Consider the following 19,749-nt stretch of genomic DNA (forward strand, 5'->3'; position numbering starts at 1 on the left):
GGGTGATAGGCAGCGCTCGGGACGAAGTGGCTGGGCATCCTGCGGTGAGGTATGGGCGATGGTTGGCACGCACCGCGTCACCTCCGCTCAGCAGGATGCGGCGCTCGACGGCTGGTGGATTCGGATCTGTCGTTCGGCGGGCTACCCGGGATGTCGGTGCCGGAACTGGCGTGGCAGGAACTGGTGGTCGCTGTGGCCCGGGTGCTGTGGCGGAATGCTGCGTCGGGTTGGTCGTGGGCGGGCCACGTCGAACGTGTGGGCGGGTGGCGGCGGCGCGGTGACTTGCGTGACCAGAAGTGAGCCGCGACGGTGGAGGGATGGAGGAACTGCCGGAGGATCTGGAGGGGCTGCTGGCCGAGTACGGGCGGCATCTGCGGTTGGGGCGGAACCGGTCGGCGCATACCGTGCGCGCCTACCTCGGGGACGCGCGGTCGCTGCTGGGCCACCTATATGCCCGGTCGTCGGATTCGGCGGTGCGGGAGCTGGATCTGGCGCTGCTGCGATCCTGGTTGGCGGCTCAGTCGGCGAGTGGTGCGGCCCGCACCACCATGGCGCGGCGGGCGTCCTCGGCGCGCACGTTCACGGCGTGGCTCACCAGGACCGGGCGGCTCGCCACCGATCCCGGCCTGCGGCTCGGCTCACCCAAGGCGCACCGGGTGCTGCCTGCCGTCCTCGGCAGACAGCAGGCGCTCGAGGCCATGGACGCGGCGGAATCCGGTGCGGCCCAGCAGGATCCGATGGCGCTGCGAGACCGGCTGATCGTCGAGCTGCTGTATTCGACCGGTATCCGGGTCAGTGAGCTGTGCGGGCTGGACATCGAGGATGTGGACCGGGAACGGCGGTTGGTGCGCGTGCTCGGTAAGGGCAACAAGGAGCGCTCTGTCCCGTTCGGCGGACCGGCGGACGCGGCGGTGGCGGCCTGGCTGCGGTTCGGGCGCCCCGCCTTCGCCGCCGCCGAATCGGGTCGCGCGCTGTTGCTCGGCCGTCGCGGGCGCAGGTTGGACCAGCGCCAGGCCAGAAGCGTTGTGCACGAGGTGGTTTCCGCCATTCCGGGCGCGCCCGATATGGGTCCGCACGGTTTGCGGCACACCGCGGCCACCCACCTGCTGGAGGGCGGCGCGGACCTGCGGGTGGTGCAGGAGCTGCTCGGCCACGCGAGCATGGCGACCACCCAGCTGTACACACACGTGTCCATCGAACGCTTGAAGAAGGTGCACGACCAGGCCCATCCGCGCGCCTGAACGGCTTTCGCCCGATTCGGTCGATCGGCTGTGCCATTATTCTGAAACGAGTTCTAGTTTCGGAGGGCGGTCCGATGACAGCGCACACGATCCGCGGCCGGGAAGTCCGGATGCCGGTGCGAATCCGGTCGGCACGTGCGTTCATGGCGACGTACCTGGTGCCCGCGGCGGCGGCACAGCGCCTGATCGACTACTCCGGCCTGCGGATACTGCGATTGCCGGGCGGCAGGGCCGCGTGCACGCTGGTCTTCGTCGACTATCGCGACGGCGATCTGGGGCCGTACCAGGAATTCGGCGTGTCGTTCATGGTCCGCGAGCACGGACTCGACTCCGGTGATCTGCGTGCGCTCATCGCCCGGAGATCGGGCGTTTTCATCCACCGGCTCCCCGTCGACGGCGAGTTCACCCTGGCCGCGGGCCGCGGCATCTGGGGCTTCCCAAAGGAACTCGCCGATTTCGACACCGACCACAGCGGCCCGACGCGCTGCGGCGCGCTGCGCCAGGACGGACGGCTCGCCGTCGATCTGACGCTGCGCCACGGTGTTTCGGTACCGGGTGGGCGCGGCCGGTCGGCGGCGTTCGCCGCATATTCGCACATCGACGGCGTCACCCGGCGCACCGAATGGCGGATGCATCCGGCGGGCATGCGCGCCCGCCCCGGCGGTGCCCGCCTGATCCTCGGCGACCACCCGATCGCCGCGGAGCTGAGATCGCTCGGCCTGCCGCGCCGGGCCCTGACCAGCTCCACCGTCGATCGGCTCGCCATGACCTTCGCGGACGCCACCCCGATCTGAGCCCCGCCGGTCCGGTTCGTGGACGCTCCCGGATATGCCAACTAGGCTCGGGTTGCGAATAGTTAGCTACGGACTCGGAACTCGGTCGGCGAAAGAGGTGCCCGTGGTGTTCGGCGATGATCATGCCCGCGCCGAGATCGGCGCAGCGCGGCACGGTTTCGCGGAACCCGAAGTAGCGTTGTCTGTCGTGCAGCGGTCCACAGTGGAAGCCCGGCCATGAATTCCGGATCGGGCGCGGATCCGGAACCCGAACCCGCCGAACTCGACTATCGGTTCACCCTCGCCAACGAACGGACCTTCCTGGCCTGGATGCGCACCTCGCTCGGGTTGCTCGCGGGCGGCGTCGCGGTGCATACGCTGGTGCAGCCGTTCCGGCTGACCGGCATACGCCAGGCGCTCGCGCTGAGCTGCCTGCTGCTGGCGGTGATCGTCTCGATCGGCGCCTACACGCACTGGCGGCGAGTCGGCGCGGCGATGCGCCGGGGCCACCGGCTGCCGGACACCATGCTGGTGCCGATTCTGTCCGCGGGCATCGCCATCGTCGCGGTGCTGGCCTGTGTCGCGGTGTTGCTGCGATGAATGAGCCGAGCACAGACACGGGTCCCGAGGGGCTGGCCGTCGAACGGACCGCGCTGGCGTGGCGCCGCACCGCGGTGTCGGCGATGGCGGTCGCCGCGCTGTTCCTGCAGCACGCGGTGTCGGTGGGTTGGCATCGCGCGCAACTGGCCACGCTCGGCTCCGCCGCGACCATGGTCGCGGTCGCCGTCCTGTGCAGCCTGCGCAACCGCAGCCTGCACGAAGGCCGCTACGGCCATGGCGCTTTCGTGATCGGCGTCGCCGCCGCCGCGGTGGTCGCCGTCGCCGTCGTCGCGGTGCTGCTCGGATTCACCGATCCCGCACCCTGATCCGCTACACCCACCTGTCCGGCCGCGACCAGAGGAGGATGACCGATGACCACAGCGACCGAGCCGAGCGATTACATCGTCGCCGAACAGCGGCGCGTCGCCGCCGCGCTGCCGTTCGCCGACAGCACCGACGACGCCGACCGCGGGTTCGTCGCCGCACTGGAACCCGGCGTGATCACCGCCGCGGACGGGGCCGTGGTGTGGGACGCCGATTCCTACGCCTTCCTGCGCGAACCATGTCCGGCCTCGGTGAACCCGAGCCTGTGGCGGCAGTCGGGGCTGGTCGTCAAACAGGGTCTCTACGAGGTGATTCCGGGGATCTACCAGATCCGTGGCCTGGATCTGTCGAATATGACACTGGTGGAAGGGGATTCGGGCGTCATCGTGATCGATCCGCTGATCTCCACGGAGACCGCCGCGGCCGGGTTGGCGCTGTATCGGCAGCACCGCGGACCGCGCCCGGTGACCGGATTGATCTACACCCATTCACACGTCGACCATTTCGGCGGTGCGCTCGGGGTGATCACCGAGGCGGAGGTCGCGGCCGGACGCTGCCCGGTGCTCGCCCCGGACGGGTTCCTGGAGCATGCCGTCGCCGAAAACATCTACGCGGGAACGGCGATGGCGCGCCGTGCGGGCTACATGTACGGCACGGTGCTGCCGCGCGGCCCCAAGGGCTCGGTGGGATCCGGCCTGGGACAGACCAATTCGGTCGGCACCGTGACGCTGCTCGCGCCGACGGTCGATATCGTCCGCACCGGGCAGGACGAGACGATCGACGGGGTGCGGTTCGTCTTCCAGCTCACCCCCGGCACCGAGGCGCCGGCCGAGATGAACTTCTATCTCCCCGACCGGCGGGCGCTCTGCATGGCCGAGAACGCCACGCACACCATGCACAATCTGCTCACCCTGCGCGGGGCGCTGGTGCGGGACCCGCGGGTGTGGGCGAAATACCTCACCGAGGCCATCAACCTGTTCGCCCGCGAATCGGATGTGGTCTTCGCCTCCCACCACTGGCCGACCTGGGGCACCGACCGACTGGTGGAATATCTTGCGGTGCAACGTGATCTATACGGCTACCTGAACGATCAGACGCTACGGCGGCTGAACCAGGGCTACACCGGCGGCGAGATCGCCGAAATGCTGGAGCTGCCGCCCGCTATCGCCGAATCATGGCACGCGCGTGGCTATTACGGCTCGGTGCAGCACAACGTGAAGGCCATCTACCAGCGCTATATGGGTTGGTTCGACGGTAATCCGGCGCATCTTTGGGAGCATCCGCCGGTCGAATCGGCAAGGCGGCATGTGGAATTCATGGGTGGCGCGGACGAGGTGCTGCGAAAGGCCAAGGCCGCCTATGAGTCCGGCGACTACCGGTGGGTGGCGCAGGTGGTGAACTACGTGATCTTCGCCGATCCGGCCAACGATGCCGCGAAAGCGTTGCAGGCCAGCACGTTCGAGCAACTCGGTTACGGTGCGGAGAACGCCACCTGGCGCAACTTCTATCTGAGCGGTGCGTACGAACTGCGCTACGGCCCCTTCGGCACGCCCACCAAGGCCGGATCGTCCACCGTGCTCGCCGCGATGACGGTCGACCAGATCTTCGATGCCGTGGCGCTGCGCGTCGACGGGCCGAAGGCGTGGAATCAGCGGGTGGTGACCGACTGGGAGTTCAGCGACGAAAACCGGGTGCACCGGCTGGAATTGCGCAACGGCAGGCTGACCCACTACGACCGGCCCGCCGGCGTGCGACTGCCGGATCCCGATGCCACCTTCACCCTCACCAAGCCGACGCTGATCCGAGTGTTGCTGGCCGGTGAGGATTTCGGCGTCGCGGTCGCCGCCGGGCATATCGCGATCGATGGCGATGTCACCAAGCTGTCCGAGCTGATCGGCGTCTTCGATGCACCGGATCCGGATTTCGCGATCGTGACCCCGTGACCTGCCTTACTCGATTGAGTAAATCGCTCGACCGGTGATCCGGCGGCGCGTACGGTCACGATCATGCCGAATTCGATCGTGGACAGATCCGTACCGCTGCGGGACCGGCTGCGCGCCGCCCTGCCCACCGCCATGAAGGCGCGTGACCGCAATGCCACGAAGGCGCTGCGCTCCGCGCTCGGCGCGATCGATAATGCGGAGGCCGTCGACGCCGTCGACGTGCGCGCGGGCGCGATCGAGGCGAGCGCCGTCGGGCTCGGCGCACAGGAGGTGCGCCGCCGGGATCTCACCGAGGCCGATATCGAATCGATCGTGCGCGCCGAGATCGCCGATCGCCACAGCACCGCAGCCGAATACGACGCGCTCGGCCGACCGGAGCACGCCGGGGACCTGCGTGCCGAGGCGGCCGCGCTGGAGGTGCTGCTCTAAGTCCTATCCGGCGCTTGCACGGTCCAGTTCGCCGCGTCGTCGCTGGCGCAACTCCGGCTCTTCCTCGCCTTGTCAGGCGACGCGCTGGACCGCGCGGCCGGACTTCGAGGTGACCAACGGAATAGGTAGTGCCGCTGCGCATTTGAGAATGCGCGGCGGTGCATATTCCGGCCCGGCGCACTAGATTCGCCGATATGGCGTTGCGATTCGATACCACCGGGTGGGAACAGTTGGAGCCCAACGTCTTCCGCAATCGTGATGACGACCTCGCCGAGGTGCAGTTCTTCGATATGCCGCCGGACCTACCCGCTTCGCTCGCCGATCTGGACCGGCTGCGCCGCGAGATCGTCGCGCACACCGCCGAATTGGGTGCGGGCGTCATCGAACTCGACGTTGTCGTCATCGATGGGCTGCCCGCCATCCAGCAGATCGTCAAGGTGCGCCCGCCGGGCAAGGAGTTGGGCGTCGCCTATATCGCCGCCGTCACCATCCCGCGAGCGGACCGCAGCGTCGTGCTGAAATTGCACTGTCCGGAGCACGGCACCACCGGAATTCGCGACTCGATAGTCTTCACCCAGTTCAGCGCCGAATACGGTAAGGGACGTCCCCTCGCCGACGTCATGCGAATGTGGGCGGTGCACCCGTACGCCCCCGACATCTCCGGCGGACTCCCGCGCAACCTCTCCGAGGAACCCGAACTCGACGCCGCGTACCCCACCCACCCCCTGTCTCGCGCCCGCCGACTGCTATCCACCCTCGCCCCGACCATCGAACTCCACCCCGACTTCAAGGCCGCCCCACCGTGGCACGGCTGCCCATAGTCGGCGGCCCTTGCGCCACATCGTGATTGCGTCCAGTGCCGATTCGGGCTCGCACCAACGGCACTACGTGATCATGTGCCGGAATGCTCGGTCCCACGGGGAGTTTCGGACCGGTAGGTGTGGCCGAGTTCCCGCCCGAGCCCGAAATAGTGGCGGAAGTTGTAGATCAGTGGGTTCCAGGCCGCGGGGTCGATGTGGTCGGTGCCGGGTACGACGATGTCACGGTGGGCGTGCACTTTTCGCACCGATGCCTCGACGATGACGAACCCGCCGGTGGAACTCGGGCCGACCCGGTCCGCGTATGCCTCCAGTTGCAGTGGGCATTCCACGACGCGCGGCGGTCGCACCCTATCCGCCGGAGCCGCATGCAATCCGGCCGCCGCGAACTTCTCCGGTTCGAAGCGGCAGTCGGCATGTTTGGTGGGCGGCACCGGATAGCGACCGGTCAATGGCGCCAATCGTTCCACCGCTTGCCACAGGGCCGCGGAAGGCAGATTGATCACGAGCTCGGGTCGGGTGCGGAGGTTGTGCGCGGTTTGTCCCTGCGCGCCGAGCCCCAGCACGACAACCTGTCCGAGCGCCCATGCGGAAGACATCGGCGCGAGATTGAATGAACCGTCCTCGTTTTCGGTCGAGATGAGCGCCACCGGTGTCCCGAAGTACAGGATCTTCGGCTCGACGGCGAGGTGGGTTGCGGTGCAAGACGGGGAGATAACGTCGCTGTCGGTGGGATGCATTGGGGGAGCGTAGAAGTCGAATACTTCGGTCGACGCCGAAGGAACTCACCCGCAGCGCTGCCGCTCCGCTACCGCCGCGATGCGCGGTCGGCGGCGCGAGTGGGCGAGTGGGGCGATGGTGAGGGCGGCGACGATCATCGCGATCGGGTATCCGTCATCGAAACTTATTGCGAGTAAACCGAATACGGCCACACCGAGACCGTTGCCGAGTGCGAAGCCGACCTCCTGGATGGCACCGACATGACCCGCTTCCTCTGCGGTGACCGCGTCGAACAGTGCGGCCGCCGCGACCGTGCCGAGCACGCCGAGACCGATGCCGACGCCGGTGATCGGCACCAGAATGCTGCTCGGATCCGTCGACAGCCAGGTGAGACTCGCCGTATGCAGCACCACCGACGCGGTGAGCACGACGGTCTGCCCGAAGCGTTTCGCCAGGCGCGGTGAGCAGACCGCGCCCAGCACCACACCCACCGCCTCCGGGAGGAGCGCCGCACCGACGGCGGCGGGCGAATCACCCCGGCTCTGGATCAGATGCTGGGTGACGAGGTAGACGGCGGCGGATGTGGTCGCGGCCCCGGCGACGGCCCGCAGCCAGTTGGCGGTGAATCCGGGATTCCGGAAGATCCGGATCGCGATGAACGGCGCGCTCATTCGCAGTTGCCGCACGATGAAGCCGGTCAAAGAGCCGACGCCGACGAAGCCGAGTCCGGCCGCGAGCGAAAGGTTGTCGGGTAGCTCCTGCATGGCGGTCACACATCCGGCCAGCCCGGCGACCGAGAGGCCCAGGCTGGGCAGATCCCAGTGCACCGCGGTGGCGCGGCTGTCCGGCAGCAGCCGAAAGGTGAGGGCCGCCGCGAGTACGGCCACGGCGGCGCAGGCCGTCATCCCGATGCGCCAACCGGAGCCGGTGCCGAGCAGTCCGCCCGCGATCGGCCCGAATCCGGCTGCCGCGCCGAATGTTCCGGTCCACAACCCATAGGCGAGCACCCGCTCGTGCGCGGCGTATATCGCGCCGATCGAGGCGACAACGCTGGCGAGCACCGCGGCGGCTGCGCAACCGGTACCGGTGCGCGCCGCGATCAACACCCACGGGGTGGTTGCCGCGGCCGCCAGCAGGCCGCATATCGCGTAGCCGATGAGCCCGCAGGCCAACACCTTTCGGCGTCCCCACTGATCGCCCGCGCGGGCCGCCGCGACCAGGCCCGCGGCCAAAGCCAGTGGTACGACGTCGATTACCCACAGCCGTGCGCGCGGTGACATCCCGAGATCGGCCGCGATCGCGGGCAGCGCCGGACTGGTCATGGTCGTCGCCAGGCCCTGCACGGCAATGCCGAGCAGCATCGGAATCATCGGAAGCCACTTGTGCCACAGTCGATTTCGGGAAATACCAATGATCACTGGCTCAGTTTGGTGGATACCACCGGTTCGAACCAGTACGCACAATCTTGTCCATACGCACAAAATGGATACCATGCGCCCGAGAACCGCAGACGCCGTCGCACACTGGAATCCGAAGTGCGCCGCCGAAATCGCCGTCGTCGTGGTCGGCGGCTCCTGGAAGCCGACCATCATTCAGCTGCTCGCCACGCACGGAATACTCCGTTACGGCGAACTGACCCGCGCCATCAAGACCATCACCCCGCGGGTGCTCACCCACCAACTCCGTGAACTCGAAGACGACGGCCTCGTCCACCGCCGCATCTACCAGCAGGTCCCCCCGAAGGTCGAATACTCGCTCACCGACCTGGGCGGCAGCACCTCCGAACTCATGGACGCCCTCGCCCGCTGGGGCCGCCACTACCTAGCCGCCGCCCACCCCACCACCCCAGAGGAACAGGCACTGCCACCCGTACCCGCAGTACAAGATCACCAGGGCTGGTCGCGAATTTAGGGCCGCGGCATTCCCGGATCACAGCTATCACACATCGTCTAACCTGCGAATATGTCGCTACCGCACGAACTTCCGGAGATCCCGCAACAGGAACTCCCCAACAATATGAGGAGGGTGTTGCGCGAAGTCCGTGCGGGACATTCGTACACCATCACAGTGGATGGCAGCCCTGCTGCCGACCTTGTGCCGCATCGCCATGCGCATCGTCGGGTCTACGTTCCCCGAGAGGAAGTGGTCGCTGCCTTCAAAGGGTTGTCGTCTCGACCGCAATGGTCGCACGGCGATGCTGACAGCCTCGTTGATGATTCGCTGTACGACCCGTACGACAGGGCTTACCGTCGAGGCAGGTTCGCTAATTGACGGCTGGACTCGAGCGGTGCTTGTCGACACCAATGTTCTTATCCTGCTGGATGATTTCGACTCCCCGGGGATGTCGGTTTTAGTGGGCACGGAATTCAGGCTTTGGGTCTCGGGTTATCGAGATCGTGAGAGCTTTGGTTTACGACCCGACTGCCAGGCACGGTCTCCTGTTGGGTGAAGCGCCGGATCCAGTCCCCGGTCCCGGGCAAGCGTTGGTGCAGGTCGCGGCGACTTCGCTCAACTTCGGTGAGGTTGCGTATCTGAGTAAGAACTACGCGCCAGGCGGGGTGGCCGGCTGGGACGCCTCCGGGGTCGTCGTGGCTGCGGCGGCGGATGGCAGCGGCCCCGCGGTCGGGACGCGGGTAGTGACCTTCGGCTGGAGTGGCGGGTGGGCCGAGTTGCGGGCTGTCGATACCGGTGAGCTCGCCGTGTTGCCGGAGGGCCTCGAACATAGTGCGGCGGCAGCGCTGCCGGTGGCCGGAGTGACCGCGTTGCGCGCGGTGCGCAGACTGGGTTCGATCCTCGGACAGCGTGTGCTGATCACCGGGGCATCCGGTGGGGTCGGCCGGTTCGCCGTCCAGCTCGCCGCGCAGGCGGGCGCACATGTGGTCGCCGTTGTCGGCCGGCCGGAGCGCGGCATCGGGCTCACGGAGCTGGGTGCGGCGGAGGTGGTCTCCGGTGGCCTGACCGAGGTGCGCGAGCCGGTGTCCGCAGTGATCGACAATGTGGGCGGACAGCTATTGGCCGACGCGTTCGGGCTGCTTGCCCCGCACGGCCTCGCCGTCAGCGTCGGCAAAGCATCGTTGGAACCTTCCACGATCGATTTCGAGCAGGCCCGGCTGACCAATCCGGGCGCTCGGATCGAGGCGTTCACGGTCGGTCCCGGCTTCGGCCCGGATCTTGCCTACCTGGCTTCGCTGGTAGTCGCAGGCCGCCTCGATCCGCAAGTGGGTTGGCACAGCGGCTGGGAACGCGCCGGCGACGCGGCCGAGGCGCTGCTCACCCGCAAGGTCGCCGGTAAGGCGGTGCTCGACGTGAGCTAGCCCGTGCCTTGGTCGCGGGACTAGCCGTAAACGGTTGCGCTACTCCGATTTCGGCAGTGCGGCGATATATCGGCCTGCGATGAAATGTTGGATGGCCCGTACCACCGGGCCGCCTAGGCGGACGTACCAGGTTGCGGGGCGGGAGAAGGCGGCGACCAGGCCGTGGACCGATTCGTCGGTGGGGTCGAATTCGACGGCGAAGAGTTCCTCGCCGATTTCGGGATGGCCGGGCAGGGTGCCGTAGGCGAAGCCGCGGCGGTTCGGTTCGTCGAGGACGTACACCACTCGGCATGGCGCGTGAATTGCCAACGGGCCCAGGCCGAGCCGGACGGTGATGCCGGTACCCGGCGCGGCCGTGGGTGTGTCGGCGGATTCGAAAACGCCGGTGCCCTTCTGCATTCGGTACGCCAGTACCTCCGCGGCCGCGCGCTCGAACACCGCGCGGCCGTGCCCGATGCGGCGGCGCAGCCGGAAGTGGTGGTAGCCGGCGGGCGGCGGACCCGCGGTCGCACCGACTTCCGGATAGGTGAATCCAGGCTGAGACTCCATATCCATCGATCCTGCCCCACGCTCAGGCGGTCGGATCCACCGGTTTCAGCCGCAGCGGATTCGAATGCAGTAGGCGGAGCGGGTCGAGGTAGACCCGCCCGCGCCTGCCGCCGCCCTCGTCGCGCAGCCCCCAGTGCAGGCAGGCCGCCGCCGGACAGTCCGCGTGCCCGGGCTCGAGCGTTCCGAGCACACTGCCCCGAGCGACCCGCGCACCGACCGGAACCGCCGCGCGCACCGGTTCGTAGGTGGTGCGCAGACCGCCCGGATGATCCAGCGAGACAACGGATTTACCGCCCACCGAACCGACGAACACCACGATCCCGTCCCCGGCGGCCAGCACCGGCTGACCGGGCGTGCCCGCCAGATCGACCCCGCGATGGCCCGGCAGCCAGTCGTGCACCGGGTTGTCGAAGGGTCGCACGACCGCGGGCCGCGGCCGCAACGGCCAGCCGAACCGGCCGCCCGGCGCCGCCGCCGCGACCGGGTCGTTCTCGGCGGCCAGCACCGTGAGCAGCAGCAAAACCGTTGCCGCCCAACCTATCCGGCGCCGGAGCATCCGAAATCAGCGCGGCCGCACCGGCAGCGGAGTGAGCCGGACCAGCCACGCCAGCAGCGGCAGGCCGCCAGCGGATCCGGTGCAGCCGCCGAGCACGGCCTCCAACGTGCGCGCCTTACCGCGATCGGCCGCGACCGGGTCCAGTACCGCGACCGAACCCGCGCCGATGGTCACCGCGCCATCGTCGCGGGGCGCCGCCACCGCCGACCCCGTGGTCGCGAACAGCGCGCCGACCATCATCGAAACGAGCAATCCGAGCGAAAGGTATGTGCGATTCATGCCTTCCAGCTCAGCCGCCGCGACCCCTTCGGCAACACCCCCAATCGCGGAATGTGGACAACTTTCCGAACTGTGGACATCTCCCGTTTCGCACCGCTGACCGGCCGCAGTCCACCTCCCTGACGGGCCGATTTAGAACCTCGCGCCGGAACCCCGTAAACTGTTGCGGCGGTCCGCACACGCTGACCGACTTCGCGCGCCACCCGTGCTTGTTCGTAACGGCGCTGTTCGAACCGAGCTCCAGTTCGAGAACGCTCGTTCGACGCAGTGCATTCGCGAAACAGGGAATCGTCGGCTGGTCCCGATCCGCCACGGTGGTCGGGTTCCGATGATTCGGCGGCGCCAGGGCGATGGATCGCCGATCCGTCGCGTCAACCGGCAACGAAAGAGAGATACGAGAGCCATGGCTGTCGTAACCATGAAGCAGCTGCTCGACAGCGGCGCACACTTCGGCCACCAGACCCGGCGCTGGAACCCGAAGATGAAGCGGTTCATCTTCACCGACCGCAACGGCATCTACATCATCGATCTGCAGCAGACGCTGACCTACATCGACAAGGCCTACGAGTTCGTCAAGGAGACCGTCGCCCACGGTGGCACCGTCCTCTTCGTCGGTACCAAGAAGCAGGCTCAGGAGTCGATCGCGGCCGAGGCGACGCGCGTCGGGATGCCCTACGTGAACCAGCGTTGGCTGGGCGGCATGCTCACCAACTTCTCCACCGTGCACAAGCGCCTGCAGCGCCTCAAGGAGCTCGAGGCGATGGAGCAGACCGGTGGCTTCGAGGGTCGCACCAAGAAGGAAATCCTCATGCTGACGCGTGAGATGAACAAGCTCGAGCGCACCCTCGGCGGCATCCGCGATATGCAGAAGGTGCCCTCGGCGATCTGGGTCGTCGACACCAACAAGGAGCACATCGCCGTCGGCGAGGCGCGCAAGCTGAACATCCCGGTCATCGCGATCCTGGACACCAACTGCGATCCGGACCTGGTCGACTACCCGATCCCGGGTAACGACGACGCCATCCGTTCCGCCGCCCTGCTGACCAAGGTCGTCGCCTCCGCCGTCGCCGAGGGCGTGCAGGCCCGCGCGGGTCTGTCCAGCGGTGACGACAAGCCGGAGGCCGGCGCGGGTGAGCCGCTGGCCGAGTGGGAGCAGGAGCTGCTGGCGCAGGCCGCGCCGAACGCCGAGGCCGCCGCCGACGCTCCGGCCGAGGCCTGAGACTCGTAACCGGCTGTTCCAGCGGTGATCACGAGGCCGTGCCATCGTGATCACCGCTGCCCAGTACTCACCGACTTTCTCCGAAGGAGGCTCGCCGAGGATGGCGAACTACACCGCTGCCGATGTGAAGCGGCTCCGGGAGCTGACCGGCTCCGGAATGATGGACTGCAAGAAGGCGCTCGAGGAGACCGCGGGCGACTTCGACAAGGCCGTCGAGGTCCTGCGCATCAAGGGCGCCAAGGATGTCGGCAAGCGCGCCGAGCGCGCCACCGCCGAGGGCCTGGTCGCCGCGCAGGACGGCGTGCTGATCGAGCTCAACTCCGAGACCGACTTCGTCGCCAAGAACGCCGAATTCCAGGGTCTCGCCAACCAGATCGTCGCGGCCGCCGCCAAGGCCCGCCCCGCCGACCTGGACGCGCTGAAGGCGCTGGACCTGGGCGGCAAGACCGCCGACCAGGCCGTGCAGGAGCTCGCCGCGAAGATCGGCGAGAAGCTGGAACTGCGTCGCGTCGTATCCTTCGAGGGCCCGGTCGCCACCTACCTGCACAAGCGTTCCTCGGACCTGCCGCCCGCCGTCGGCGTGCTGGTCGAGTACCAGGGTGAGGGTGACGAGGCCGCCGCGGCCGCGCGTGCCGCGGGCATGCAGGTCGCCGCGCTCAAGGCCAAGTACCTGACCCGCGAGGACGTTCCGGCCGACGTGGTCGAGAAGGAGCGCGCCATCCTGGAGCAGGCCACCCGCGAGGAGGGCAAGCCGGAGGCCGCGCTGCCGAAGATCGTCGAGGGCAAGCTCAACGGCTTCTTCAAGGACAACGTGCTGCTGGAGCAGCCGTCGGTCACCGATTCGAAGAAGACCGTGAAGGCGCTGCTGGACGAGGCCGGTGTCACCGTGAGCCGCTTCGCCCGCTTCGAGGTCGGCCAGAACTGAGTCGATGAATGCGTGAATCGGCCCCGCAGTCTCGGACTGCGGGGCCGATGCGTGTCGGTTGCGGGTCGGTCACGCCTTCGGTGCGACCGCGAATTCGGTTACGCGGTTTCCGCGTTCTCGATGACGACGTGCGACGGTTCGGCCAACCAGCCGGGCAGCGCCGTCAGATAGTCGTCCGCCGCGGCGGTCGCGCGGTGCGCCTCGAAGGCCGCCTGGTCCCGGTAGCGCTCGAAGAAGTACACGCGGGTCTCGTCGTCGGGATCCTGGCCGACGCGGTAGTCGAGCACACCGGGTTCGGTGGCCACGGACGCGCGCAATTTCGCTACGGCCGCAAGGAAATCCGGGCGCGCGTCGGCGCGCAGGCGGAGGGCGACGGACAAGCTGACACCGGCCGGTCGGTTGCTCGCCGAGGAGGGGCCCGCCGCGCTGGCCACCTGGGATCGGTTGTTGGCGCGGGTGCGTGCCACGGCCGCGGGCGAATCCGGTGCCATGCGAATCGTATTCAGCGCGAGCATGGTTCCGATACCGTTCCCGCGCTGCTGGCCGCGCTGGAGCGGGAGCTGCCGGGATTCCGGTTGTCGGGGCATCCGTTGCCGACACCCCTCATCACCCCCGAGGTGGCCTCGGGTTCGGCGGATGCGGGCATCACCAGGTCGGCGCAGCCGATCGACGGGACACGCCGCTTTCTGCTGCGAGTGGAACGCCGTGGCGGGCAACTGGCGGCCGATCATCCGCTCACCGCGCACGCCGAACTGGATCTGGTTGCGGCGGCGCGGTTTCCGATCATGCAGCATCCGCGTGCGGACAATCCGGCGCACTACGACGAGGTGCGAAAGTTGTTCGCGGGCCTGGATCCGGAGTTCGTCGAACCGGTGATCGCGTTCGAGATGTCCCGCGGGTTGATCAGCTCCGGTGCGGCGATCGCCATAGTCGGCGAGTCGGGGGTGCGTGCGCAGCCCGCCGGTCTGCGCTGGATCCCGTTGCGGGACCCGGGTATCGAGCTGTGCACCTACCTTGTACTGCCCCGGAATTCCGCGCCGGTCTCCCAGCAGATCCGTGCGGTTGCCAGGGAACTCGCGCTGGAGCGGGGGTGGCTCGTCGGCGCCGAGCCCCGGTAAGGCAGGATAGGGTCGCTTTGTGCGGAAGCTGCGCCGCGACGTACGCGGCCCTTGACGAATCGCACCGTGACCACTCTCGCACCGAAGGAGTAGAACACCGATGACGGACCCGGGGACCGATCGCCCAGGATATCGCCGGGTGCTGCTCAAGTTGGGCGGTGAGATGTTCGGCGGCGGCAAGGTCGGACTCGACCCCGACGTCGTGCAGACGGTTGCCGAACAGATCGCCGAGGTGGTTTCCACCGGCGTGCAGGTCGCGGTGGTGATCGGCGGCGGCAACTTCTTCCGCGGCGCCGAACTCGAGGAGCGCGGGATGGACCGCGCCCGCTCCGACTACATGGGCATGCTCGGCACCGTGATGAACAGCCTTGCCCTGCAAGACTTTCTGCAGAAGCAGGGCATCGACACCCGCGTGCAGACCGCCATCACCATGGGTCAGGTCGCCGAGCCGTACCTGCCGCTGCGCGCCAAGCGCCACCTCGAGAAGGGGCGCGTGGTGATCTTCGGCGCCGGTATGGGCATGCCGTATTTCTCGACCGACACCACCGCCGCCCAGCGCGCGCTGGAGATCGGCGCGGAAGTGGTGTTGATGGCCAAGGCGGTCGACGGCGTATTCACCGCCGACCCGAAGTCCGACGACGGCGCGACCATGTTCTCCGAAATCACCCACAAAGAGGTGATCGAACGCGGCCTGAAGGTCGCGGACGCGACAGCTTTCAGTCTCTGTATGGACAACCAGATGCCGATGCTGGTGTTCAATTTGTTGACCAAGGGCAATATCGCCCGAGCGGTCGCCGGTGAGAAGATCGGCACACTGGTTCGGTCTTGACACCCGCCCGATCGCGGATCATGACGATGACGACGCTGTGGAGGAAACGGTCGTGATTGAAGAAGCGCTCTTCGACGCCGAGGAGAAGATGGAGAAGGCCGTCTCGGTCGCGAAAGACGATCTCGGGGCGATTCGGACCGGCCGGGCGAATCCGGGCATGTTCTCCCGGATCGTCATCGACTACTACGGTTCGCCGACCCCGATCACCCAGATGTCGAGCATCACGGTGCCGGAGCCGCGCATGGTGGTGATCAAGCCCTACGAGCAGTCGCAGCTGGGCGCGATCGAAACCGCCATCCGCAATTCGGACCTAGGTGTCAACCCGACGAACAACGGTGACATCATTCGGATTTCGGTGCCGCAGCTGACCGAGGAGCGGCGGCGCGAACTCGTCAAGCAGGCCAAGGCCAAGGGCGAGGACGCGAAGGTCGCCATCCGCAACGTGCGGCGCAAGGCGATGGATGAGCTGGGTCGCATCCAGAAGGATGGCGAGGCGGGCGAGGACGAGGTCGGGCGCGCCGAGAAGGATCTCGACAAGACCACCGCCAGATATGTCGGCCAGATCGATGAGCTGGTCAAACACAAAGAATCCGAGCTGCTCGAGGTCTGACGCTCGTCAGCGCAAGCCCGCCAGGGCGGGGGATGAACGGAACGACGAATTTGAGCGACGGGACGATCGTGGCCGAGAATGCCGCCGCCACCGGTGCCGCCGGAGATCCGGTACCGGTCAGCGAGACACCTGCGCGGAGCGGGTCCACCGGTGCGACAGACGCCGGCGGGTCCGGCGGTGCCGCGCCACCTGCCTCGCGGGCCGGGCGAAACCTGCCGGCGGCGCTTGCCGTCGGCTTCGGTCTCGGCCTGTCGCTCATCGCGATCCTGCTGTTCGTGCCCAAGGTCTTCATCGGCGTCGTCGGTGTCGCGGTCGCGGTGGCCACCTGGGAGGTCGCGAAGCGGCTGCGTGAGGCCGATGTGCTGGTGCCGAGGATTCCGCTGATCGTCGGCGGTCAAGCGGTGTTCTGGCTGGGCTGGCCCTACGGTGCGAGCGGGGTGGCGGGCGCGTTCGCCGCGACGACGCTGGTCTGCATGGTGTGGCGGCTGTTCGATCACGGGCTGCGCAGCGCGCCGCGAAACTTCCTGCGCGACACCGCCATCACCATTTTCACGCTGGCCTGGATTCCGCTGCTCGCCTCGTTCGCGACGCTGCTGTTGCTGGAGGATCCAAACGGCAATCTGCGGGTGCTGACCTTCATGATCCTGGTGGTCTGCTCCGATGTCGGCGGCTATGTGGCGGGCGTCCTGTTCGGCAAACATCCGATGGTGCCGTCGATCAGCCCGAAGAAATCCTGGGAGGGCTTCGCCGGTTCGCTGGTGTTCAGCGTGATCGGCGGCCTGCTCACCGTCACCCTGCTGCTGCAGGCGAATTCGATGATCGGCGTGGTGCTCGGCATCGGACTGGTGCTGGTGGCGACCTGCGGCGACCTCATCGAATCGCAGATCAAACGGGAGCTGGGCATCAAGGATATGGGCACCCTGCTGCCCGGCCACGGCGGCATCATGGACCGGCTCGATTCGATGCTGCCCTCGGCGTTCGTCGCCTGGCTGGTGCTCAGCACCCTGCTCTGACGCGCCGCCTGGTCGGTGCTGCTCGGCGTCAGTGCTTCTTGGCGGCGCGGCGCAGCTGCAGGATGCGAACCCCGCCGACCAGCGCCATCACCAGTGCGCCGCCGATCACCGCCAGTAGCATCGTGATGCCGAGGGGCATCGAGAAATCCCAGAAGAACAGGCTCACCCGGGCCTGTTCCAGGTTCTGCAGGATGAACACCAGCAGCACGATCAGGATCAGCGCGCCCGCGATCAGACCGGTCCAGGTGTAGCCGGTGCGCGAGGCGATGTCCTTCTTGCCTGTGGTGTCCTTCTTGCCGGTGGTGGTGGCCGTCGGCTCGTCGGACACCTGCGGCTCGGGCAGCGGTTCAGCATTGGTGGACATACCACGATCATTGCCGATGGCTATTGAACTCGGATGTATTTCGTCACAACGAAAGCGCATGTCGGCCGGTCGGCGGCCGGGCGGATGTGCGGCGGATTCGCCCTGATGGGAGAATCGAGAAATTATGACCGCCTCCCTGCCCCTCGTCTTCGATGCCCCACGCCGCGGCATGCCGCCCCGGCACCTCGCCGACCTCGATGCCGAGGGCAGGCGGGCGGCGGTCGAGGAGCTCGGGTTGCCGAAGTTCCGTGCCGACCAGATCGCGCGGCAGTACTTCGGCCGTCTACAGGCCGATCCGGAGCAGATGACCGATCTGCCCGCGTCGGTGCGCGAAAAAATCGGCGAGGCGCTGTTCCCGCCGCTGCTGAATGTCGTAAGGCATGTCGCATGCGATGGCGGGGAAACTCGGAAGACGCTGTGGCGCGCGGGCGACGGCACCCTGCTGGAGAGCGTGCTGATGCGCTACGCCGACCGCAACACCCTGTGCATCTCCAGCCAGGCGGGCTGCGGTATGGCGTGCCCGTTCTGCGCGACCGGCCAGGGCGGACTCAACCGCAACCTGTCCACCGCCGAAATCGTCGACCAGGTGCGTGCCGCCGCGGCCGCGCTGCGCGACGGTGAGGTCGCGGGCGGGCCGGGGCGGCTGTCGAATATCGTCTTCATGGGTATGGGTGAGCCGCTTGCCAATTACAAGCGTGTGGTCAACGCGGTGCGCCGCATCACCTCCCCGGCTCCCGACGGTCTCGGTATCTCCCAGCGCAATGTCGTGGTCTCCACCGTCGGTTTGGCTCCCGCCATCCGCAAGCTCGCCGACGAGGACCTGTCGGTGACTTTGGCTGTGTCCCTGCATACTCCGGACGATGAACTCCGAGACACGTTGGTGCCGGTGAACAATCGCTGGCCGGTGGCTGAGGTTCTCGACGCCGCAAGGTATTACGCCGACAAGTCGGGTCGCCGAGTCTCGATCGAGTATGCGTTGATCCGCGATGTGAACGATCAGCCGTGGCGGGCCGACATGTTGGGCTCGAAGCTGCACAAGGCTCTCGGTTCGCGTGTGCATGTGAATGTGATCCCGTTGAACCCGACGCCGGGTTCGAAGTGGGATGCGTCGCCGAAACCTGTTGAGCGGGAGTTCGTTCGGCGGGTCAACGCCGCTGGTGTGCCGTGTACGGTGCGGGATACGCGAGGGCAGGAGATCGCGGCGGCGTGCGGGCAGTTGGCCGCAGAAGGCTGATGACGAGTCTCAGAGGCGGAACCCGCCGCTGGCTTCGATGCGCTGGCCGGTGATCCAGCCGGTACCCTCGCTGACCAGCGCGGCCACGGCCGGTCCGATATCGTCGGCGTGGGCGATCCGGCCGAGCGCGGTCATGCCGCTCATACTTTTCTGGACCTCTTCGCTGGCCCGCAGATAGCCGTCGGCGAAGTCGGTGGCGACCGGGCCGGGAGCGATTGTGTTGACCGTGATGCCACGGTGACCGAGCTCGACGGCCCAGTACCGTGTGAGCACCTCGATCGCGCCCTTCATCGAGGCATAGACGGCATAGGGTTTGGTGACGAAGCGGGCGAGTCCGGAGGAGAAGTTGACGATGCGCCCGCCGTCGGCCAATAGCGGTGTAGCGCCCGCCGGGGCAGTCGCCAATGTCTGAGTCAGCAGATATACGCCCTTGAAGTGCACAGTGAACAGCTGATCGATCGTGTCCTCGTCGGTGGCGCCGAGCACGGTGTTGCCCGAGAAACCGGCGTTGTTGATCAGGATGTCGAAGCTGTCACGTCCCCAGCGACGCCGCAGGGTATCGCGCAGTGACTCGGCGAACTCAGCGAAGGTGCCGGTGCGTGTTGTGTCCAATTGGATCGTTTCGGCGATACGGCCCATGGCGGCCACCGACTCGGTGATCTGCTTCGCCTCGTCTTCGTGAGAGCGGTAGGTGAACACGACGTCGACGCCCGCGGTGGCAAGTGCCTCGACGGTGGCCCGCCCAAGTCCGCGGTTCCCTCCGGTGACCAGCGCGATCCTAGGTGTAGACATGGATTTCCTTCTTTCCGTAATGGTCGGACCCGAGATTGCTCCGGAACGTTGTGCGGAAACAGAGGGCGCCTACCCAGGGGATGACGCACCCTGTCTTGT

The 19,749-nt window shown here is 67.4% G+C and carries 26 protein-coding genes; 18 read left to right on the top strand and 8 right to left on the bottom strand.

What is annotated here, in order from left to right:
- Positions 1 to 114 precede the first annotated feature (114 nt).
- The 8 genes from LGY53_RS28680 to LGY53_RS28715 all read left to right on the top strand — a co-directional run bounded on the left by LGY53_RS28680 (position 115) and on the right by LGY53_RS28715 (position 6,131).
- A complete protein-coding gene (locus tag LGY53_RS28680; RefSeq protein WP_225729806.1) occupies positions 115 to 300 on the top strand; it encodes a hypothetical protein in 186 nt (61 codons plus the stop codon).
- 17 nt (positions 301 to 317) lie between these two features.
- Positions 318 to 1,241, top strand: a complete 924-nt coding sequence (locus LGY53_RS28685; protein ID WP_225729807.1) for a tyrosine recombinase XerC — start codon at positions 318 to 320, stop codon at positions 1,239 to 1,241.
- 74 nt (positions 1,242 to 1,315) lie between these two features.
- Positions 1,316 to 2,035 carry an acetoacetate decarboxylase family protein gene (locus LGY53_RS28690; protein WP_225729808.1) on the top strand — a complete coding sequence of 240 codons (720 nt, stop codon included), beginning with the start codon at positions 1,316 to 1,318 and terminating at the stop codon, positions 2,033 to 2,035.
- A 216-nt stretch (positions 2,036 to 2,251) separates the two neighbouring features.
- Positions 2,252 to 2,614, top strand: a complete 363-nt coding sequence (locus LGY53_RS28695; RefSeq protein ID WP_225729809.1) for a YidH family protein — start codon at positions 2,252 to 2,254, stop codon at positions 2,612 to 2,614.
- The gene (locus LGY53_RS28700) at positions 2,611 to 2,940 is read left to right on the top strand and encodes a DUF202 domain-containing protein (RefSeq protein ID WP_225729810.1); all 330 of its coding nucleotides are present in this window, start codon (positions 2,611 to 2,613) and stop codon (positions 2,938 to 2,940) included. Before LGY53_RS28695 ends, LGY53_RS28700 begins: the two co-directional genes overlap by 4 nt.
- Before the next feature lie 45 nt (positions 2,941 to 2,985).
- Positions 2,986 to 4,881 (top strand): alkyl/aryl-sulfatase, encoded by a 1,896-nt coding sequence (locus tag LGY53_RS28705; RefSeq protein ID WP_225729811.1) that lies wholly within the window; start codon positions 2,986 to 2,988, stop codon positions 4,879 to 4,881.
- 63 nt (positions 4,882 to 4,944) lie between these two features.
- The gene (locus LGY53_RS28710) at positions 4,945 to 5,310 is read left to right on the top strand and encodes a GatB/YqeY domain-containing protein (RefSeq protein WP_225729812.1); all 366 of its coding nucleotides are present in this window, start codon (positions 4,945 to 4,947) and stop codon (positions 5,308 to 5,310) included.
- A gap of 194 nt (positions 5,311 to 5,504) precedes the next feature.
- Positions 5,505 to 6,131 carry a hypothetical protein gene (locus LGY53_RS28715; RefSeq protein ID WP_225729813.1) on the top strand — a complete coding sequence of 209 codons (627 nt, stop codon included), beginning with the start codon at positions 5,505 to 5,507 and terminating at the stop codon, positions 6,129 to 6,131.
- A gap of 71 nt (positions 6,132 to 6,202) precedes the next feature.
- On the opposite strand, the gene LGY53_RS28720 is transcribed toward LGY53_RS28715, so the two are convergent.
- Positions 6,203 to 6,868: a flavin reductase family protein gene (locus tag LGY53_RS28720; protein WP_225729814.1), complete on the bottom strand. Its 666-nt coding sequence runs from the start codon at positions 6,866 to 6,868 to the stop codon at positions 6,203 to 6,205.
- 45 nt (positions 6,869 to 6,913) lie between these two features.
- Positions 6,914 to 8,209 (bottom strand): MFS transporter, encoded by a 1,296-nt coding sequence (locus tag LGY53_RS28725; protein WP_225729815.1) that lies wholly within the window; start codon positions 8,207 to 8,209, stop codon positions 6,914 to 6,916.
- Between the two features lie 130 nt (positions 8,210 to 8,339).
- Between LGY53_RS28725 and LGY53_RS28730 the strand changes: the two genes are divergently transcribed.
- The 3 genes from LGY53_RS28730 (at position 8,340) to LGY53_RS28745 (ending at position 10,162) form a co-directional block, all read left to right on the top strand.
- On the top strand, positions 8,340 to 8,759 hold the full coding sequence (locus LGY53_RS28730) for a helix-turn-helix domain-containing protein (RefSeq protein WP_255664581.1): 420 nt from the start codon (positions 8,340 to 8,342) through the stop codon (positions 8,757 to 8,759).
- A 160-nt stretch (positions 8,760 to 8,919) separates the two neighbouring features.
- Complete coding sequence (locus LGY53_RS28740) at positions 8,920 to 9,297, top strand: hypothetical protein (RefSeq protein ID WP_225729849.1); 378 nt, start codon at positions 8,920 to 8,922, stop codon at positions 9,295 to 9,297.
- Complete coding sequence (locus LGY53_RS28745) at positions 9,290 to 10,162, top strand: zinc-binding dehydrogenase (RefSeq protein WP_225729816.1); 873 nt, start codon at positions 9,290 to 9,292, stop codon at positions 10,160 to 10,162. The genes LGY53_RS28740 and LGY53_RS28745 overlap by 8 nt, the downstream gene beginning before the upstream one ends.
- Before the next feature lie 39 nt (positions 10,163 to 10,201).
- Here LGY53_RS28745 and LGY53_RS28750 read toward each other — a convergent pair whose 3' ends face one another.
- Genes LGY53_RS28750 through LGY53_RS28760 form a run of 3 tightly spaced genes read right to left on the bottom strand, consistent with a single transcriptional unit; the run spans position 10,202 to position 11,546 of the window.
- A complete protein-coding gene (locus LGY53_RS28750) occupies positions 10,202 to 10,711 on the bottom strand; it encodes a DUF1990 family protein (RefSeq protein WP_225729817.1) in 510 nt (169 codons plus the stop codon).
- Positions 10,712 to 10,733: 22 nt separating this feature from the next.
- Positions 10,734 to 11,267: a M23 family metallopeptidase gene (locus tag LGY53_RS28755; protein WP_225729818.1), complete on the bottom strand. Its 534-nt coding sequence runs from the start codon at positions 11,265 to 11,267 to the stop codon at positions 10,734 to 10,736.
- Positions 11,268 to 11,273: 6 nt separating this feature from the next.
- Entirely contained in the window at positions 11,274 to 11,546 is a 273-nt protein-coding gene (locus LGY53_RS28760; protein ID WP_225729819.1) for a hypothetical protein, read from the bottom strand.
- 403 nt (positions 11,547 to 11,949) lie between these two features.
- Between LGY53_RS28760 and rpsB the strand changes: the two genes are divergently transcribed.
- Positions 11,950 to 12,765 carry a 30S ribosomal protein S2 gene (rpsB, locus tag LGY53_RS28765; RefSeq protein ID WP_167476956.1) on the top strand — a complete coding sequence of 272 codons (816 nt, stop codon included), beginning with the start codon at positions 11,950 to 11,952 and terminating at the stop codon, positions 12,763 to 12,765.
- Positions 12,766 to 12,865: 100 nt separating this feature from the next.
- On the top strand, positions 12,866 to 13,690 hold the full coding sequence (gene tsf, locus LGY53_RS28770) for a translation elongation factor Ts (RefSeq protein ID WP_167476955.1): 825 nt from the start codon (positions 12,866 to 12,868) through the stop codon (positions 13,688 to 13,690).
- A gap of 98 nt (positions 13,691 to 13,788) precedes the next feature.
- On the opposite strand, the gene LGY53_RS28775 is transcribed toward tsf, so the two are convergent.
- Positions 13,789 to 14,277 (bottom strand): putative quinol monooxygenase, encoded by a 489-nt coding sequence (locus LGY53_RS28775; protein ID WP_225729847.1) that lies wholly within the window; start codon positions 14,275 to 14,277, stop codon positions 13,789 to 13,791.
- Between LGY53_RS28775 and LGY53_RS28780 the strand changes: the two genes are divergently transcribed.
- The 4 genes from LGY53_RS28780 (at position 14,266) to LGY53_RS28795 (ending at position 17,260) form a co-directional block, all read left to right on the top strand.
- Complete coding sequence (locus LGY53_RS28780; RefSeq protein ID WP_255664582.1) at positions 14,266 to 14,808, top strand: LysR substrate-binding domain-containing protein; 543 nt, start codon at positions 14,266 to 14,268, stop codon at positions 14,806 to 14,808. The two genes, LGY53_RS28775 and LGY53_RS28780, sit on opposite strands and share 12 nt — an antisense overlap.
- A 100-nt stretch (positions 14,809 to 14,908) precedes the next feature.
- Positions 14,909 to 15,637, top strand: coding sequence for a UMP kinase (gene pyrH, locus LGY53_RS28785; protein ID WP_167476952.1), 729 nt, complete (start codon positions 14,909 to 14,911; stop codon positions 15,635 to 15,637).
- 52 nt (positions 15,638 to 15,689) lie between these two features.
- A complete protein-coding gene (gene frr, locus LGY53_RS28790) occupies positions 15,690 to 16,247 on the top strand; it encodes a ribosome recycling factor (RefSeq protein ID WP_167476951.1) in 558 nt (185 codons plus the stop codon).
- A gap of 32 nt (positions 16,248 to 16,279) precedes the next feature.
- Positions 16,280 to 17,260 (top strand): phosphatidate cytidylyltransferase, encoded by a 981-nt coding sequence (locus LGY53_RS28795; protein WP_374111249.1) that lies wholly within the window; start codon positions 16,280 to 16,282, stop codon positions 17,258 to 17,260.
- 28 nt (positions 17,261 to 17,288) lie between these two features.
- On the opposite strand, the gene LGY53_RS28800 is transcribed toward LGY53_RS28795, so the two are convergent.
- Positions 17,289 to 17,624: a lipopolysaccharide assembly LapA domain-containing protein gene (locus tag LGY53_RS28800; RefSeq protein ID WP_225729820.1), complete on the bottom strand. Its 336-nt coding sequence runs from the start codon at positions 17,622 to 17,624 to the stop codon at positions 17,289 to 17,291.
- Positions 17,625 to 17,748: 124 nt separating this feature from the next.
- On the opposite strand from LGY53_RS28800, the gene rlmN reads away from it, so the two are divergent.
- Positions 17,749 to 18,858 carry a 23S rRNA (adenine(2503)-C(2))-methyltransferase RlmN gene (gene rlmN / locus LGY53_RS28805; protein WP_167476949.1) on the top strand — a complete coding sequence of 370 codons (1,110 nt, stop codon included), beginning with the start codon at positions 17,749 to 17,751 and terminating at the stop codon, positions 18,856 to 18,858.
- Between the two features lie 9 nt (positions 18,859 to 18,867).
- On the opposite strand, the gene LGY53_RS28810 is transcribed toward rlmN, so the two are convergent.
- Positions 18,868 to 19,650, bottom strand: a complete 783-nt coding sequence (locus LGY53_RS28810) for an SDR family NAD(P)-dependent oxidoreductase (protein ID WP_225729821.1) — start codon at positions 19,648 to 19,650, stop codon at positions 18,868 to 18,870.
- Positions 19,651 to 19,749: the final 99 nt, after the last annotated feature.

It is taken from the genome of Nocardia sp. JCM 34519.1 (genome assembly GCF_020361265.1).
GTDB lineage: Bacteria > Actinomycetota > Actinomycetes > Mycobacteriales > Mycobacteriaceae > Nocardia > Nocardia arthritidis_A.

Excerpts from the sequence above, each read along its gene's own strand:
- LGY53_RS28685 (WP_225729807.1), top strand. The coding sequence starts at position 318 with ATGGAGGAACTGCCGGAGGATCTGGAGGGGCTGCTGGCCGAGTACGGG.
- LGY53_RS28690 (WP_225729808.1), top strand. The coding sequence starts at position 1,316 with ATGACAGCGCACACGATCCGCGGCCGGGAAGTCCGGATGCCGGTGCGA.
- LGY53_RS28695 (WP_225729809.1), top strand. The coding sequence starts at position 2,252 with ATGAATTCCGGATCGGGCGCGGATCCGGAACCCGAACCCGCCGAACTC.
- LGY53_RS28700 (WP_225729810.1), top strand. The coding sequence starts at position 2,611 with ATGAATGAGCCGAGCACAGACACGGGTCCCGAGGGGCTGGCCGTCGAA.
- LGY53_RS28705 (WP_225729811.1), top strand. The coding sequence starts at position 2,986 with ATGACCACAGCGACCGAGCCGAGCGATTACATCGTCGCCGAACAGCGG.
- LGY53_RS28710 (WP_225729812.1), top strand. The coding sequence starts at position 4,945 with ATGCCGAATTCGATCGTGGACAGATCCGTACCGCTGCGGGACCGGCTG.
- LGY53_RS28715 (WP_225729813.1), top strand. The coding sequence starts at position 5,505 with ATGGCGTTGCGATTCGATACCACCGGGTGGGAACAGTTGGAGCCCAAC.
- LGY53_RS28720 (WP_225729814.1), bottom strand. The coding sequence starts at position 6,868 with ATGCATCCCACCGACAGCGACGTTATCTCCCCGTCTTGCACCGCAACC.
- LGY53_RS28725 (WP_225729815.1), bottom strand. The coding sequence starts at position 8,209 with ATGCTGCTCGGCATTGCCGTGCAGGGCCTGGCGACGACCATGACCAGT.
- LGY53_RS28730 (WP_255664581.1), top strand. The coding sequence starts at position 8,340 with ATGCGCCCGAGAACCGCAGACGCCGTCGCACACTGGAATCCGAAGTGC.
- LGY53_RS28740 (WP_225729849.1), top strand. The coding sequence starts at position 8,920 with ATGGCAGCCCTGCTGCCGACCTTGTGCCGCATCGCCATGCGCATCGTC.
- LGY53_RS28750 (WP_225729817.1), bottom strand. The coding sequence starts at position 10,711 with ATGGAGTCTCAGCCTGGATTCACCTATCCGGAAGTCGGTGCGACCGCG.
- LGY53_RS28755 (WP_225729818.1), bottom strand. The coding sequence starts at position 11,267 with ATGCTCCGGCGCCGGATAGGTTGGGCGGCAACGGTTTTGCTGCTGCTC.
- LGY53_RS28760 (WP_225729819.1), bottom strand. The coding sequence starts at position 11,546 with ATGAATCGCACATACCTTTCGCTCGGATTGCTCGTTTCGATGATGGTC.
- rpsB (WP_167476956.1), top strand. The coding sequence starts at position 11,950 with ATGGCTGTCGTAACCATGAAGCAGCTGCTCGACAGCGGCGCACACTTC.
- tsf (WP_167476955.1), top strand. The coding sequence starts at position 12,866 with ATGGCGAACTACACCGCTGCCGATGTGAAGCGGCTCCGGGAGCTGACC.
- LGY53_RS28775 (WP_225729847.1), bottom strand. The coding sequence starts at position 14,277 with ATGCCCCGACAACCGGAATCCCGGCAGCTCCCGCTCCAGCGCGGCCAG.
- pyrH (WP_167476952.1), top strand. The coding sequence starts at position 14,909 with ATGACGGACCCGGGGACCGATCGCCCAGGATATCGCCGGGTGCTGCTC.
- LGY53_RS28795 (WP_374111249.1), top strand. The coding sequence starts at position 16,280 with ATGAACGGAACGACGAATTTGAGCGACGGGACGATCGTGGCCGAGAAT.
- LGY53_RS28800 (WP_225729820.1), bottom strand. The coding sequence starts at position 17,624 with ATGTCCACCAATGCTGAACCGCTGCCCGAGCCGCAGGTGTCCGACGAG.
- rlmN (WP_167476949.1), top strand. The coding sequence starts at position 17,749 with ATGACCGCCTCCCTGCCCCTCGTCTTCGATGCCCCACGCCGCGGCATG.
- LGY53_RS28810 (WP_225729821.1), bottom strand. The coding sequence starts at position 19,650 with ATGTCTACACCTAGGATCGCGCTGGTCACCGGAGGGAACCGCGGACTT.